Here is a 14,119-nt window from a genome sequence, read left to right as displayed (position 1 = left end):
GTACAGCTTGTTTTTCCTGCGGGATTTCGGGGCGTGTCATTTTCCAGAGTATCACGACGGCGATCCAGTGCAGGACGCCCATTACGAGGAAAAGCGACGGCCCCATGGTGCTCAGCAGCTGCCCGACGTAGTAGTTGAAGATCGCCCCGCCCACGGCCCCGAAGCCTGCCGTGATGCCGACTACGCTGGCCACGTTGCGTACGGGGAATGCCTCGGCGATCACCACGCAGATCGTGTAAAGCCAGCTCAGGCACATGATGGCGATCAGGCTGAACGAGGCGATGATGGCCGCGACGTTCCAGTACGGCGGCAGGGCGTTGAAATAGGGCGTGAAGATGCACAGGGGCGCCGCGACGGCCACCAGCGTCATCATGCGCTTGCGCGCGCGCAGCGGATCCATGCCCCTTCGTACCATTTTGTCCGACCATGCCGAGGTCAATACGCCGCCCACGGCGCCGAACAGGAACGGGATCCAGCCGACCCACCCCACCTGTATGAGCGTCAGTCCCGAATCCTCCTGCAGGTAACCGGGCAGCCAGAAGAGACAGAAATACCAGACCGGGTCGCTGACGAAACGGATGAGCAGCACGCCCCACAGCGTGCGCGTCTTCCAGAGCCCGCCCCACGTGAAGGCTTTGCCGTGGTGCCGGTTGGCGGCGCTTTCGCTGAGCGTGACGTCGAGTATCTCTTTGGGCGGGTCGGCGTAGACGGCCATCCAAACGATGGCGATCAGGATGCCGATGGCCCCGGCCAGGACGAAGACGTCGTTCCACGGAAAGATCGTCGAGAGCCATGCGATGACGATCGGGGCCACGACCGTGCCGATCGAACCGCCCGCCGTACAGAGGCTGTTGGCCGTGGCGCGCTGGCGTTTTTCGAACCAGACGGTCACGGCGACGATCTGCCCGGCGAAGATCGTGGGCTCGGCCAGCCCCAGCAGCCCGCGGAAAAATGCGAACTGTTCCATATTGGTCGAAAGGCCGCCTCCAATGCAGGCCGCCGACCATGCCAGGATGCCCAGAAACATCACCTTTTTCGGGCCGAACCAGTCGACCAGGATGCCCGATATGGGATACATGACGGCGTAGCATATCAGGAAGATGTTGACGATGAAGGCATAGCCGTCGTCGTTCATGTCGAAGGCCGCTTTGATCGTCGGCTTGAGGATCGAAAGCAGCTGGCGGTCGAGGTAATTGCAGATGATGGCGATGAAGATCGTCACCACGATCATCCATTTCCGTTTTTCCGGGTTGTTCAGCAGGTTCATGCGTGTCGTCGGTTGTATGTGTTTGCGTGTCGGTTAGCGTTGCGGGAGCCCTCCCTGGGCTTTGTAGCGTTCGTATCGCTGCATGAGCAGCGGGTGGCGCCCTTCACGGGGCGCATAGCGCCGTGCAGGGAAGTTGCAGAGCGCCCGCTGCGCCTCCTCCACCGAGCCGTAGCAGCCCGCGATGACCGTGGCGTAGACCACCGAACCCATGGCGCAGGCCTGTTTGCAGTCGATGACCGAGATTTCCCGGCCGGTTACGTCAGCCAGCAGCTGCATGACGAAGGGCGATTTCTGCGATATGCCGCCGATCCCCGTGAGGCGCTCGATCGCCACGCCGTTCGCTGCGAGGTGGTCGAGGATCGCCTTCGTGGCGAACGCCGTCGCTTCGGCCAATGCGTAGTATATTTCGGGCGCCGTTGTCGAGAGCCGCAGCCCCGTGAGCGTCCCGGTCAGCTCCGGTGCGGGGTACGGGTTGCGGCGGCCGTTGAGCCAGTCCGTCGCCAGCGGCATGTCCGCCCGGAGCTCCAGCCGCTCAGCCTCTTCGGTGAGCCTGCCCATGATTTTGTCGCGGCACTCTTCGGCCAGCCGCTGCCGGGCCTGCGCGTCGGGCGCCCCAGGCTGCACGAGCAACTCTTCCAGGGGCCAGCACAGCAGGTTCCTGAACCACGCATAGATATCCCCGAAGGCGGATAACCCGGCTTCGAACCCGACCATGCCGGGTACGATCGAGCTGTCCACTTGTCCGAATATCCCTTCGACGAGGCGTCCGCCCATCTCATCCGAAGGCATCAGCGCCATGTGGCAGGCCGAGGTGCCGAGGTTGAGTACGACCGTGCCGCAGCGGATTCCGGCGCCTACGGCTCCCGCATGGGCGTCGATGTTGCCCACCCCTACTACGACCCCCTCGGGAAGTCCGAGCGCCTGCGCCCACGCGGGCGTGATCGTCCCGGCAGCGTGGTCGCACGTGCGGTTCGTCTTGCTGATGTTGCGCACGATGGGTAGCAATGCGGGGTCGAGTGCTTCGAAAAACGTCTCCGGAGGGAATCCTCCCCAGGCCTCGGCCCACATCTGTTTCGACCCTGCGGCGCAATGGCTGGCGCGTATCGCGGAGGGATCGTCCGCTCCGGTGAGCACGGCGGGTATCCAGTCGCAGAGCTCGACCATGGCATATGCGTCGCGGCGGAGCCGCCGGCTGCCGCGCAGCAGGTGCAGGCATTTGGCCCAGAAGCATTCGGCCGAGTAATGGTTGCCCGAATGGCGGGCATAATTGATCTCGCTGCGGGCGCACAGGGCTGTGATTTCTTCCGATTCCCGCTGCGCCGTGTGGTCTTTCCACAGGACGAACATCGCGTCCGGATCGTCGGCGTATTCGGGGCGCAGCGCCAGCGGCGTGCACGTGCGGTCTACCAGGCACGGCGTGCTGGCCGTCGTGTCGACCGAAACCGCCCTGATATGCGGCGCCGCGTCGGGCCGTGCGGCCACCACTTCGCCTATCACGTGGCGCAGGCCGTCGAGGTAATCTTGCGGATGCTGGCGGAAGCGTGCCTCCGCCGGGGAGCAGTATTCCTGCCTGCCCCAGCGCGGGTAGCTGAATACCGAGTCGGCGATTGTTTCGCCTGTCGCGGCATCCGCCAGAAGGGCACGCACGGAATCCGTGCCGTAGTCGATGCCTATGACGTATGTTTCCTTCATGGTTTGTTAGGTGTGGATCGTGTTTTTTTGCGGTTGGTTCCGGCTCCATTCCGGCGGGCCGGTAATGCAAAGGTAAAATTATTTTATTCTTTTTATGTTTATTTTATGCTTTATTATTTCTTTTTTTTTGTATTATTGTGTGTTTTGTAGTTTCTATTTGTTTTTATTATGCTTCCATGTGCATTTCTAAACACCTGTTGGAGGCGTTGCAATTTAAGGAGGATCGGTATGAAACGGATTCTGATCGTGTGTGCCGCGCTGTTGCTGTGCGGTGTGGCCGCCGCCCGGGAGCGCGGCGTACACCGCGTGGCGTCGTGCAATATCCGGGTGGCCCTGCCGCAGGATGAGGAGGGCGGAAACGGCTGGTCTGCGCGTAAATATGTTTGCGAGCGGGTGATGAAGCGCTGCAAAGCGGATATCTATTGCCTGCAGGAGGTGACCGTCGGCCAGTACGAGGACATGTGCCGGATGTTCCCGGGGTATTTCGTCTTCGGCTACCCGGGCCCCGAGACGGATGCCCTGCCCGACCGGGAGTACCACGGTATCGCCAAGAACCTCGTGATGTTCTCGAAGAGGCGCTACGAGATGACGGGCGCCGGGGTTTACTGGCTGTCGGACACCCCGCTCGTGGGCGGCTCCTCGTCGTGGGGCACGGCCCGCCCGCGCCATGTCAATTGGGTACGGCTCAGGGATCGCCGTTCGGGGCGCGAGTTCCGGGTGTTGTCCCTGCACCTCGACCATATTTCGCACGAGGCGCGGCTTGCGCAGGTGCGGGCCGTGGAGGAGGAAACGTCGCAGTATCCTGCCGGTGTGCCGCAGGTGCTGGCCGGGGATTTCAATTCCAGGCCTTCGAACCCCGTTGCCGGGGTGCTTGCCGGTGCCGGCTGGGTCGATGCGTTCGTCGAGGCCAACGGCGAAGATGCGGAGCAGATGTCGTTCCACCGGTTCGAGGGCGATGCCTATAAGCCGAAGAAGGGGACGCCCGGGCGTATCGACTACATTTTCCTGAAAGGCACGGGTATCCGGGTCGTCTCCTCCGCATTGGTAAAAGACTGTGTCGGCGGCAAGTATCCCAGCGACCACTATTTCCTTACGGCGGATATCGTGATCGAATAGCCGTCGCGAAGGGGCGCATTGCGTATGCTTCGGCTGCGAATCCCCGGCTCGTGCAATGGCTTCCGGCAGTTGTTGTCCCGGGATGGTTCGGGCGCATGGCGGTCGTTGTCGCGCAATGAAACTCCCCGGCTCGATTCACGAGCCGGGGAGTTTCGTAATGTCTTTGTCGGAGCGGGGCGTCTGCAGCCGGGCATTGCAGGCTGGCGGGCGTCCCTGCCCTCGCCCTTTATTTCCGGAACCTGTACCGCCCTATGTCGCGCAGGCCGAGCAGCAGTTCGCGTACGGCGAGGCGTTTCTTCCCGGCTATCTGGATCTCCCCGAGGGCGATCCAGCCGTCGGCGCAGGCTACGCGGAGCAGCGTGCGGCCGTCGCTTTCGATGCTGCCGGGTTTTTCGCCGTGGGCGGCGGGTTCGAAAGCGGCCGAATATATCTTGGCCGCCTGCGGCATCTGTGAGCCTTCCCTGTATAGTTCCGTCCAGGCTGCCGGATAGGGCGACAGCCCGCGTACGAAATTCACGATCCTGCGTCCGTCCCACGACCAGTCGATGAGGCAGTCCTCCTTGAATATCTTGGGCGCCGGGTGCAGTGCCGATTCGTCGACGTGCTGCTGTTCGATGGGGCTGATGTCGCCTGCGGCGATCCTGTCGACAGTTTCGGTCACCAGCGACGTGCCCCTGTGCATCAGTTTGTCGTAGAGCGAACCCACGTTGTCTTCGGGCAGGATCGGCACGCGAACCTGTCCGATGATGGCGCCTTTGTCGATCTCGTGGTTCAGCAGGAAGGTCGTGACGCCCGTTTCCGTCTCCCCGTTGATGACCGCCCAGTTGATGGGCGCCGCACCGCGGTATTGCGGCAGCAGCGAGGCGTGGAGGTTGAACGTCCCCAGGCGCGGCATGGCCCAGATTACCTCGGGCAGCATCCGGAATGCGATGACGATCCCCAGGTCGGGCCGCAGTGCCTGCATCGCCGCGACGAATTCCGGGGCCTTGAGTTTCTCGGGCTGCAATACCGGCAGCCCCAGTTCGAGTGCGGCCAGTTTCACGTCGCTCCGGTGGAGTTTCTGCCCGCGGCCGGCGGGTTTGTCGGGTGTGGTCACCACGCCCACGACGTTATAGCCCCCGGCGACCAGCGCCCGGAGCGACGGCACGGCGAATTCGGGCGTGCCCATGAATACGATACGCAGTTCTTTCGGGTTCATCGTTGTCTGACGTTTTTCCGGCCTGCATCCCGTCGCCGGGCGCGGCCTGTTTCATCGCACGGGTTTATTGCTTGTCCAGCCCCAGCGTGTGGTGCATACGCTGCTCCTTGGTCTTCAGGTAGCGCAGGTTGTGCTCATTGGGGGCGATGACGATAGGCACGATCTGGTCGATCTTCAGCCCGTAGCCCTCCAGCCCTGCGCGCTTGAGCGGGTTGTTGGTCATCAGCCGCATGTGCTTGATGCCCATTTCGCGGATGATGCTCGCCCCGACGCCGTAGTCGCGTTCGTCGACGCCGAAGCCCAGCCGGACGTTGGCGTCGACCGTGTCGAGCCCTTCATCCTGGAGCTTGTAAGCTTTGATTTTATTGCAAAGGCCGATGCCGCGTCCCTCCTGCTGGAGGTAGATGATGGCACCCTTGCCCTCCCGTTCGATCATGCGCATCGCCTCGTGCAGCTGGTCGCCGCAGTCGCAGCGGCACGAGCCGAAGATGTCGCCCGTGGCGCACGACGAATGCACGCGCGTCAGCACCGGTTCGTCTTCCGTCCACTCGCCTTTGGTGAGCGCCACGTGCTCCAGCCCGTTGCTCTTCTGCCGGAACGGCGTGATGCGGAAGTCGCCCCATGCGGTCGGCAGGTCGACGGTCTCGCCCTTCTCGACGATGGATTCTTCGCGCAGCCGGTATTCGATGAGCGATGCGATCGAAATGATCTTGAGGCCGAATTTCCGGGCGATCTCCGTCAGTTGCGGCAGGCGCGCCATCGTGCCGTCCTCGTTCATGATCTCGATCAGTGCGCCTGCGGGCTGCAGGCCGGCCAGCCGGGCGAGGTCTATCGCGGCCTCGGTATGCCCCGGACGGCGCAGCACGCCTTTCTGGCGGGCACGCAGCGGGTTGATGTGCCCCGGGCGGCCGAGGTCGGTGGCCCGGGTCGCGGGGTCGGCCAGGGCGCGTATGGTGGCGGCGCGGTCATGGATCGAGACGCCCGTGGTGCAGCCGTTGCCGAGCAGGTCGACCGTCACGGTGAAGGGCGTGCCCAGCAGCGAGGTGTTGTTCTCTTCCATCATGTTGAGCCCCAGTTCGGCGCACCGCTCCTCCGACAGCGGGGCGCAGAGCACGCCGCGTCCCTCCTTGAGCATGAAGTTCACGATTTCGGGCGTGATTTTCTCCGCCGCGACGATGAAGTCGCCTTCGTTCTCGCGGTCTTCGTCGTCGACGACGATCACTATCCTGCCGTTGCGGAAATCTTCAATAACCTCTTCTACACTATTCAGAATCGTGCTTTTTGCCATTTCGTTTGAGTTTTATCGCGTTTTTCAATTTGTTGATCGCAGGTCGCATGCGCTCGTTCAATGCCTTGAGTCTTCCGGCATACCAGTCCGTGTCGAGCAATGCCGAGTCGTTGGTGGCCTTGTAGGTCAGGTATATGGCGATCGGCGTGAGGATGAACGTCGAGAGCCAGATGCCGTACACGGCTTCCCAGCTACCTTCCTTGGCCAGTTTTTCGCCCGAGAGGCTGATGATGTAGTAGATCACGAAGAAGATGATCGACACCACGACCGGAAGTCCCAGGCCGCCCTTGCGGATGATGGCGCCCAGCGGAGCCCCGATCAGGAAGAAGATCATGATCGACACGGGGAGCGATATTTTCTTGTGCCACTCGACCTTGCTGCGGTACAACTGGTTGAGCGCCTCCTTGGCGGCCGACTCGTCGAACGAGAACATGTTGCGCGAGCTTTTGGCCAACGTCCGCGCCTGGTTCCAGATCCGTTCCTTGTCGCGGAGTTTGAGCGCCGAGAGGGAGTCCATCGCCACGAGGGTGCCGAAGTTGCTCTTGTCTTTGCGCAGGCTGTCGGGCTGCGGCAGCACGGAGTTGTCGCGTGAGAATATCTGTTCCTTGAGCAGCGGTTCGTACGAACGGGTCGTGGCGTTGTTCACCAGGATTTCCAGCGAGTCGATATCCTGCTGCAACTCGTTGATGTTCTTGGTCTGGCTGTTCGAAAATTGGTTGGCGTCGCTGCGCTGCATGGCGAAGCCTTCCATGGGGATCGTCTGATCCTGCTTGTCGAAGATGTGGTGGCGCAGCCTGCTCTGGGTGAACCACTGGCTGTTGCGGGTCTGCTCGTACATCTCGCCGTTGAAAAGCGTCACGAGCAGGAACCGCTTGTCGTCCGACAGGCGGATGTAGCCCGAGTCGGCCACGATGGTGTTCATGTTGCCGTCGGCGATGCAGTTGTCGTAGATCAGCACGTCGCGCAGCAGGTGCGTTTCGGGTTCCTGCCGGCTCACGCGGATCGACATGTTGTCGATGCCGTTGAAGAACAGGCCGTCCTGGAATTCGAGGCTCTGTTTCTGCTGGCGGATATCGTAGATGATGCTGTACACCTTTTTGTTGGCATACGGCACGAGGTTGTTGCCGATGAAGAAACTGCCCACGGCGATCACGCTCACCAGGATGATGAGCGGCTTGGTGATGCGGACGAGCGACATGCCGGCCGATTTCATCGCCAGCAGCTCGTAGTTCTCGCCCAGGTTGCCCATGGTCATGATCGCGGCCAGCAGCATGGCCAGCGGCAGCCCCAGCGGGATCATGTTGGCCATGAAATAGGTCATCAGCTCGATGATGATGCCGGCGCTCAACCCCTTTCCGACCAGCTCGTCGATGTAGCGCCACACGATGTTCATCATCAGGACGAACATCACGATGAAGAACGTGAGCACCATCGGCCCCAGGTAGGCTTTCAGTACGAGTTTGTGGATGGTTTTCATGCGGCGGCTCCGGCTTTTTTCTGACGCAAAGGTAATAGTTTTACTATAATAAGCGTAAGGGTGAGGGTAAATATTATGGCCGCCCCGGGCGGAACTTCGAAATTGTAGCTTGCGACCAGTCCGGCCACATTGCCGGCCACGGCGACCAGCGGGGCGCAGAGCGCGATGGTGCGGTAGGATTTGGAAAGGGCGTTGACGATGGCGACGGGCATGGTGAGCAGCGAGATGAGCAGCACGATGCCCATGATGCGGATCGAGAGGACGATCGTGACGGCGACCAGCGCCGCCATGGCGTAGGAGATCACGCGCGTCGGGATGCCGCGGCTGCGGGCGAAGTCGCGGTCGAAAGCCATGTACATCACGGGGCGCAGCCACAGCAGAGCCCCGGCCATGATGGCCGCGGTCAGGATGGCGAGCGCCACGACGTCGCCGTGCGTCACGGTGACGATGCTGCCGAACAGGTAGGCCGAAAGGTCGCCCGAAGTGTAACCCGGCCTGAGGCTCATGAAGAGCGCCCCGACGGCCATGCCCACCGACCAGATGATGCCGATGGCCGAATCCTCGCGGATGCGCCCCTGGCTCCCGGCCCACTCGATGCCCAGCGCCGAAAGCACGGCGAAGACCATCGCCCCGGCTATGGGGTTGGCTCCCGCGTAGAAAGCTATGCCCAGCCCGCCGAACGAGGCGTGCGTGATGCCGCCCGCGAGAAAAACCATCCTCCGGCATACGACGTAGGTGCCTACCACGCCGCAGGTTATGCCCGAGAGGACACATGCCGCCAGCGCATTCGACAGGTAGCCGTATTGGATCAGGTCGCTGAAAAATTCCATCCTCGTGCTCTCGATTCTCTTTAATTGCGCGCAAATTTACGTTTTTTTATCGGAAAAGACGCCCCTTTTCGTACGGTTTTCGTAATTTCGCCCTGCAAAACACACATTTTTTATGCAACAACGCCGAGTCAATTTTCATACCCTGGGTTGCAAGCTCAACTTTTCGGAGAGCTCCACCCTCGCCCGGGAGTTCGAGCAGGGCGGTTTCGTCCGCGTGGCGCCGGATGCCGAGGCCGATATCTGCGTCATCAACAGCTGTTCGGTCACCGAACATGCCGATAAGAAATGCCGTAACCTGATCCGCAAGCTGCACCGCCGCAACCCCGATGCCATCATCGCCGTGACGGGGTGCTACGCGCAGCTCAGACCGCAGGAGATCGCGGCAATCGAAGGTGTGGATATTGTACTGGGCAACAACGATAAGGGCGATTTATATAAACGTGTGCTCGAACTGTCGGGCAAGGGCCGTGCGCAGGTTTACAGCTGCGACACCGATTCGCTCACTTCGTTCTTTGCGGCCTTTTCGAGCGGCGACCGCACGCGGGCCTTCCTCAAGGTGCAGGACGGCTGCGACTACAAGTGCGCATACTGTACGATCCACTACGCCCGCGGGGGCAGCCGGAACATGCCGGTCGCCGACCTGGTCGCCGAGGCGCGCCGGATCGCGGCGGCCGGACAGAAGGAGATTGTCCTGACGGGCGTCAACACGGGGGATTTCGGCCGGACGACGGGCGAGAAGTTCATCGACCTGCTGCGGGCGCTGGACGGCGTGGACGGGATCGAGCGTTACCGCATCTCCTCCATCGAACCGAACCTTTTGACGGACGAGATCATCGCCTTCTGCGCCGCTTCGCCGAAGTTCCAGCATCATTTCCACATCCCCCTGCAGAGCGGTTCGGACAAGATCCTGGGGCTGATGCGCCGCCGTTATACCACGGCGCGCTTCGCCGAACGGATCGCCGCCGTACGCGCGCTGATGCCCGACGCCTTCATCGGCATCGACGTGATCGTCGGTTTCCCCGGTGAGACGGAGGAGGATTTCCGCACGACCTACGACTTCCTTGCCGGGCTGGAACCGGCCTTCCTGCATATTTTCCCCTTCTCGGAACGTCCCGGTACGCCGGCCGTGGAGATGCCCGGCAAGGTGCAGGCTTCGGTGGCGACGCGCCGCGCGGCCCAGCTGGAGGCGCTGTGCGCGAAGCTGCACGCGGCATTCTGCGCCCGTGCCGTGGGGAGCGAGGATTCCGTGTTGTTCGAAAGCACGCGGCGCGGGGGCATGATGTTCGGCTTTACGGGCAACTACCGCCGGGTGAAGGCTCCCTACGACAAGGCCCGCGTCAACACCATTTGCCGCGTCAGGCTGGGGGCTATGGACGAATCTCACGACCTGATGGGTGAAATTCGGGATTAAATCATTATATTTGCCACTACAAAATTCATAAGGAGTATGACGGGTTTGCGCAAAAGGGTGACGGTGGGCTTCCTGAGCATCGTATGCCTGCTGTTTTTTTCGGGCATGGTTTCGTTCGTGGAGTTGAGCCATCTGAGCCGCGACACGGGCGAGATTCTCAAGGCCAACATGCGCAATATCGAGCTGGCCAAGGAGATGCTCGACGCCGCGCACGAACAGAACGTGGCGCTGATCCGCCTTTCGGTATTCGGCGACCGCTCGTGCGACAGCCTTTGCCGCCGGAGCCTCGAACGGCTGGAGAATACGCTGCTCGTGGCGCAGGACGAGGCGCTCGAAAAGTCGTTCCTCGACTCGCTCGCCTTCGCGACGACCGAGCTGCGCCTGCTGACTGACAACTACCTGGCCTTCGGAACCGCTGCGCCGGAACTGTCGGGGCCTGTTTCTCCCGATTCCGTGGGGGTCAAGTGGTACAACGACGAGTACGTGGCGCTCTACGGGCGCCTCACGTCGGCCATCAAGAACTATATGACTTCGACGCAGAGTTCGCTGGCGCCGCGTGCCGAGCAGATGAAGAAGAACGCCTACCGGGCCGTGACGCCCGTGCTGATCTCGCTGGCGGTGATGATCGCCATCGTGCTGATGCTCTATTATTTCATGTCCGTCTACTGTGTCAACCCCATCCTGCGCATGAACAAGGGGCTGGGCGATTACCTTTCGTTCCGCGTGCCGTTCGTCGTCAAGGCCGACTGCAAGGACGAAATGCTGGAGCTCAAAGAGAAGATCGAGACGCTGATCACCATTTCCAAGCAACCGAAAGCCTGATGCGATGCGAGTAGACGTGGTATTGCGATATGTCGGGGTCGTGATGATATTCATCGCGCTGTTCATGCTCCTGTCGGCGGGTATCTCCTACGTCAGCGGCATGGACTCGGCGTTCTACCCGCTGCTCCTGTCGTCGTTGCTCACGGCCCTGCTGGGGGCTTTCCCGCTGATTTTCGTGGAACGTACGGAGCAGATCACCAACAAAGAGGGCTTCTGCGTGGTGGTCGGCTCGTGGCTGGTGGCCTGTGTGGTCGGGATGTTCCCCTACCTGATCTGGGGCGGGGAGTTCAGCCTGGTGAATGCCTGGTTCGAAAGCGTTTCGGGCTTTACGACCACCGGGTCGACGATCCTGAACGATGTCGAGGCGCTGCCCCGCGGGTTGCAGTTCTGGCGCTTTTCGACGACCTGGGTCGGCGGTATGGGTGTGGTGATGTTCGCGCTGCTGATCCTGCCCTCGCTGGGTCGCAATAAATTGACGCTCTCCAATGTGGAGCTGTCGACGCTCGCCAAGGACAATTACCGCTACCGCACGCAGATCATCGTCCAGATACTGCTGGTGGTCTATGTGGGGCTTACGGTGCTTTCGACCGTGCTGCTCAAGATGTCGGGCATGAACTGGTTCGATGCGCTCTGCCACGCCATGTCGGCCTGCGCCACGAGCGGATTTTCGACCAAGAACGCCAGTGTCGCCTATTTCAACAGTCCGATGATCGACACGATCCTGATTTTCACGATGGCCACGGCGGGTATCCATTTCGGACTGATCTATGCCACGGTGACGGGCAAGCGCAGCAATATTTTTCGTTCGGAAGTGACGCGCTGGTACCTCGGCATGCTGTTCGCGGGCGGGCTGCTGATCGCCGTCAGCCTCCGTGTCGCGGATATCTACCCCGCTTTCACGTCGGCTTTCCGCCACGGGCTTTTCCAGTTCGTGTCGGTGGTGACGACGACCGGGTTTGCGACGGCCGATTCCAACCAGTGGACTTCGTTCGCGGTCATCCTGCTGATTTTCGGTTCGATCGTGTGTGCCTGCGCCGGGTCTACCGCGGGCGGTATCAAGACCAACCGGCTGGTGCTGGCCATGAAGATGATGCGCGCCCGCCTGCGGCAGCAGCAGCATCCCAATGCGATCATCCGCCTCCGTCTCGACGGCGTTATTCAGGAAACGGAGGCGCTTCATTCGGTCATGATATTCATCGTGGCGTACCTGATGCTGATACTTGCCGGCACGGTCTTCGGGACGATGTTCGGCGTCGACCTGATGACGAGTTTCTCGGGGGCCGTGGCGTCGATCGGCAACGTCGGCCCGGGCTTCGGCGAGGTCGGCTCAATGGACAATTTTTCGGCGCTGCCCGGGGTGTTCAAGCTCTCCAATTCGCTGCTGATGCTGTTGGGACGTCTGGAAATATTCGGATTCATACAACTCTTTTTCATTAAATGGTGGAGGTAACCGAGATGGTATTTCGTAAGGTTTATATAGTGTTATGTGCGGCGCTGCTGGCGGCGGGAGACCTCTGTGCGCAGCAGGTTCGCGTGGAACCCCGTATCGCGGGGCTCGAGGGCAACCGGGAGTACATGTCGCTTCTGGAACAGGATGCGCAGTTGCAGATCCGCGAGGACTCGATCGTCAATGCCGTGGAACGCGCCCGGCAACAGTTGCGCGAAGACCCCGCGAACAGGCAGCGCTATTCGCAGGAGATCCTGCAGCTCGAAAGCCGGATATTCGAGGTGCGCAATGCTAAGGGGCGCCTGATCGACAAGATCAACACCATCGAGCAGGAGTGGGTGCTCGCCAACCTGAACGGGGCGGCGCAGCAGCCAGCGGAGCCTGTCGCGGAAAGTCCCGCAGGGGCGATCCCCGACTCGCTCAAGGTGCGCAACCTGGTTTTCAACCCCTATTTCCGCGAGCAGCTGCCCGAGGCCGATTATGCGGCCCTGCGCAGGGCGCAGGGGATGGAGCTGGACGCCGTGGACTATGTGAACCGCTATTTCGCCAACTACGGGACGATCCGCGAACTGGCCGAGGCCTATGCCGCGGCGCAGACCGAGGCCGAGGCGGGCGAGATTTACGACCGCTACAATACGTTGCAGGGTTTCAACCGCGTGCTGGCCGATTCGCTCGCCGAGGCGTGGAATTATATCGCCGACAACAAGGGGTATGCCTATGGCTATCTGATGGACAAGCTGGGGCAGGATGCCATTCTGGCGCGTGAGGAAGAGCGGCTTTCCGGGGCTGCCCGGGAACTTTCCGCACTGCGCGGCGAGGTCGCTTCGGATGCTGTGGCCGATTATTTCCTGCGCAAGAAAGTCCTCGTGGGCTACGAAACGGCCGTAGCCGGCCTGCTGGGGCTTACTTCCGCCCGCGACTCGCTGCGCGGCGTGGCTGCGCAATTGGATGGCATCGACTTCCGCCTGCCCCGTATCGACGTGGCGCAGCGCTATTTCCTCGACTACGACAGCATCGCGTTCTCCGCGACGCCAAAATACAGCTACCAGCACCCGATCCCCGAGTGCAGGGTCTACGAGCACGGGACGATCTACCGTATCCTGCTGGGCACGTTCAATACCAAGCGTGCCGTCTCCACGTTCCGGGGGGCGTATCCGCTCTCCTATCTGGTCGGCGAGGATAAGAAATGGTGCTACTATGCCGGGGGCTTCGCAACCCGGGAGGAGGCCGAGGTCGCGCAAAAACTGTTGAAATCCAAAGGCTTCGTCCGCCCCGAAATCGTGGTGTGGACGGACGGCGCCTACCGCAACCTTTCGCGTGACCCCGAGGCGCAGCAGATTGCCTACCGGGTCGAAATCACCGGTACGGAGGCATTGCCCGACGTTGTCAAGACCGTTATCACCGAGGCGGCCGAGGGGTGCGAACTCTCGCGCGTGGGACAGCAGTTGTTCGTGGTGGGGATGTTCGACGACAAGGCCGTGGCCGACCGCGTGGCCGCCGCAATAATACAGGCAGACCCGTCTTTGGAAATAAAAGTCGCCGAAATTGCGGAATAATTGAATTTATTGCCT

The 14,119-nt window shown here is 61.4% G+C and carries 10 protein-coding genes and 1 pseudogene; 5 read left to right on the top strand and 6 right to left on the bottom strand.

Annotation, left to right across the window (positions count from 1 at the left end; genetic code table 11):
- Window positions 1–250: 250 nt before the first annotated feature.
- Window positions 251–1,231, bottom strand: a pseudogene (locus NQ559_RS15740) (MFS transporter); the annotation flags it as partial.
- Window positions 1,232–1,300: 69 nt separating this feature from the next.
- Window positions 1,301–2,959 (bottom strand): ribulokinase, encoded by a 1,659-nt coding sequence (locus NQ559_RS15735; protein WP_018695844.1) that lies wholly within the window; start codon window positions 2,957–2,959, stop codon window positions 1,301–1,303.
- A 228-nt stretch (window positions 2,960–3,187) separates the two neighbouring features.
- Between NQ559_RS15735 and NQ559_RS15730 the strand changes: the two genes are divergently transcribed.
- Window positions 3,188–4,075, top strand: coding sequence for an endonuclease/exonuclease/phosphatase family protein (locus tag NQ559_RS15730; RefSeq protein WP_018695845.1), 888 nt, complete (start codon window positions 3,188–3,190; stop codon window positions 4,073–4,075).
- Between the two features lie 226 nt (window positions 4,076–4,301).
- Here NQ559_RS15730 and fmt read toward each other — a convergent pair whose 3' ends face one another.
- From fmt to NQ559_RS15710, 4 genes are all read right to left on the bottom strand, one after another.
- A complete protein-coding gene (gene fmt, locus NQ559_RS15725; RefSeq protein WP_018695846.1) occupies window positions 4,302–5,273 on the bottom strand; it encodes a methionyl-tRNA formyltransferase in 972 nt (323 codons plus the stop codon).
- A 64-nt stretch (window positions 5,274–5,337) separates the two neighbouring features.
- Window positions 5,338–6,561, bottom strand: a complete 1,224-nt coding sequence (locus tag NQ559_RS15720; RefSeq protein ID WP_018695847.1) for a bifunctional 3,4-dihydroxy-2-butanone-4-phosphate synthase/GTP cyclohydrolase II — start codon at window positions 6,559–6,561, stop codon at window positions 5,338–5,340.
- Window positions 6,536–8,038 (bottom strand): LptF/LptG family permease, encoded by a 1,503-nt coding sequence (locus NQ559_RS15715; RefSeq protein ID WP_018695848.1) that lies wholly within the window; start codon window positions 8,036–8,038, stop codon window positions 6,536–6,538. The genes NQ559_RS15720 and NQ559_RS15715 overlap by 26 nt, the downstream gene beginning before the upstream one ends.
- Window positions 8,035–8,868, bottom strand: a complete 834-nt coding sequence (locus NQ559_RS15710; protein ID WP_018695849.1) for a metal ABC transporter permease — start codon at window positions 8,866–8,868, stop codon at window positions 8,035–8,037. The genes NQ559_RS15715 and NQ559_RS15710 overlap by 4 nt, the downstream gene beginning before the upstream one ends.
- Window positions 8,869–8,980: 112 nt before the next feature.
- Here NQ559_RS15710 and mtaB point away from each other — a divergent pair, with 112 nt between their 5' ends.
- The 4 genes from mtaB to NQ559_RS15690 are packed head-to-tail and all read left to right on the top strand — an operon-like array spanning window position 8,981 to window position 14,104.
- Window positions 8,981–10,279, top strand: coding sequence for a tRNA (N(6)-L-threonylcarbamoyladenosine(37)-C(2))-methylthiotransferase MtaB (mtaB, locus tag NQ559_RS15705; RefSeq protein WP_018695850.1), 1,299 nt, complete (start codon window positions 8,981–8,983; stop codon window positions 10,277–10,279).
- 36 nt (window positions 10,280–10,315) lie between these two features.
- The gene (locus NQ559_RS15700) at window positions 10,316–11,101 is read left to right on the top strand and encodes a hypothetical protein (RefSeq protein ID WP_018695851.1); all 786 of its coding nucleotides are present in this window, start codon (window positions 10,316–10,318) and stop codon (window positions 11,099–11,101) included.
- Between the two features lie 4 nt (window positions 11,102–11,105).
- The gene (locus tag NQ559_RS15695) at window positions 11,106–12,551 is read left to right on the top strand and encodes a TrkH family potassium uptake protein (RefSeq protein WP_026318364.1); all 1,446 of its coding nucleotides are present in this window, start codon (window positions 11,106–11,108) and stop codon (window positions 12,549–12,551) included.
- Complete coding sequence (locus tag NQ559_RS15690) at window positions 12,539–14,104, top strand: SPOR domain-containing protein (protein WP_018695853.1); 1,566 nt, start codon at window positions 12,539–12,541, stop codon at window positions 14,102–14,104. Before NQ559_RS15695 ends, NQ559_RS15690 begins: the two co-directional genes overlap by 13 nt.
- Window positions 14,105–14,119 lie beyond the last annotated feature (15 nt).

The sequence above is a fragment of the Alistipes onderdonkii genome (genome assembly GCF_025145285.1).
Lineage (GTDB): Bacteria > Bacteroidota > Bacteroidia > Bacteroidales > Rikenellaceae > Alistipes > Alistipes onderdonkii.
This window is presented reverse-complemented; position numbering and strand designations above follow the sequence as displayed.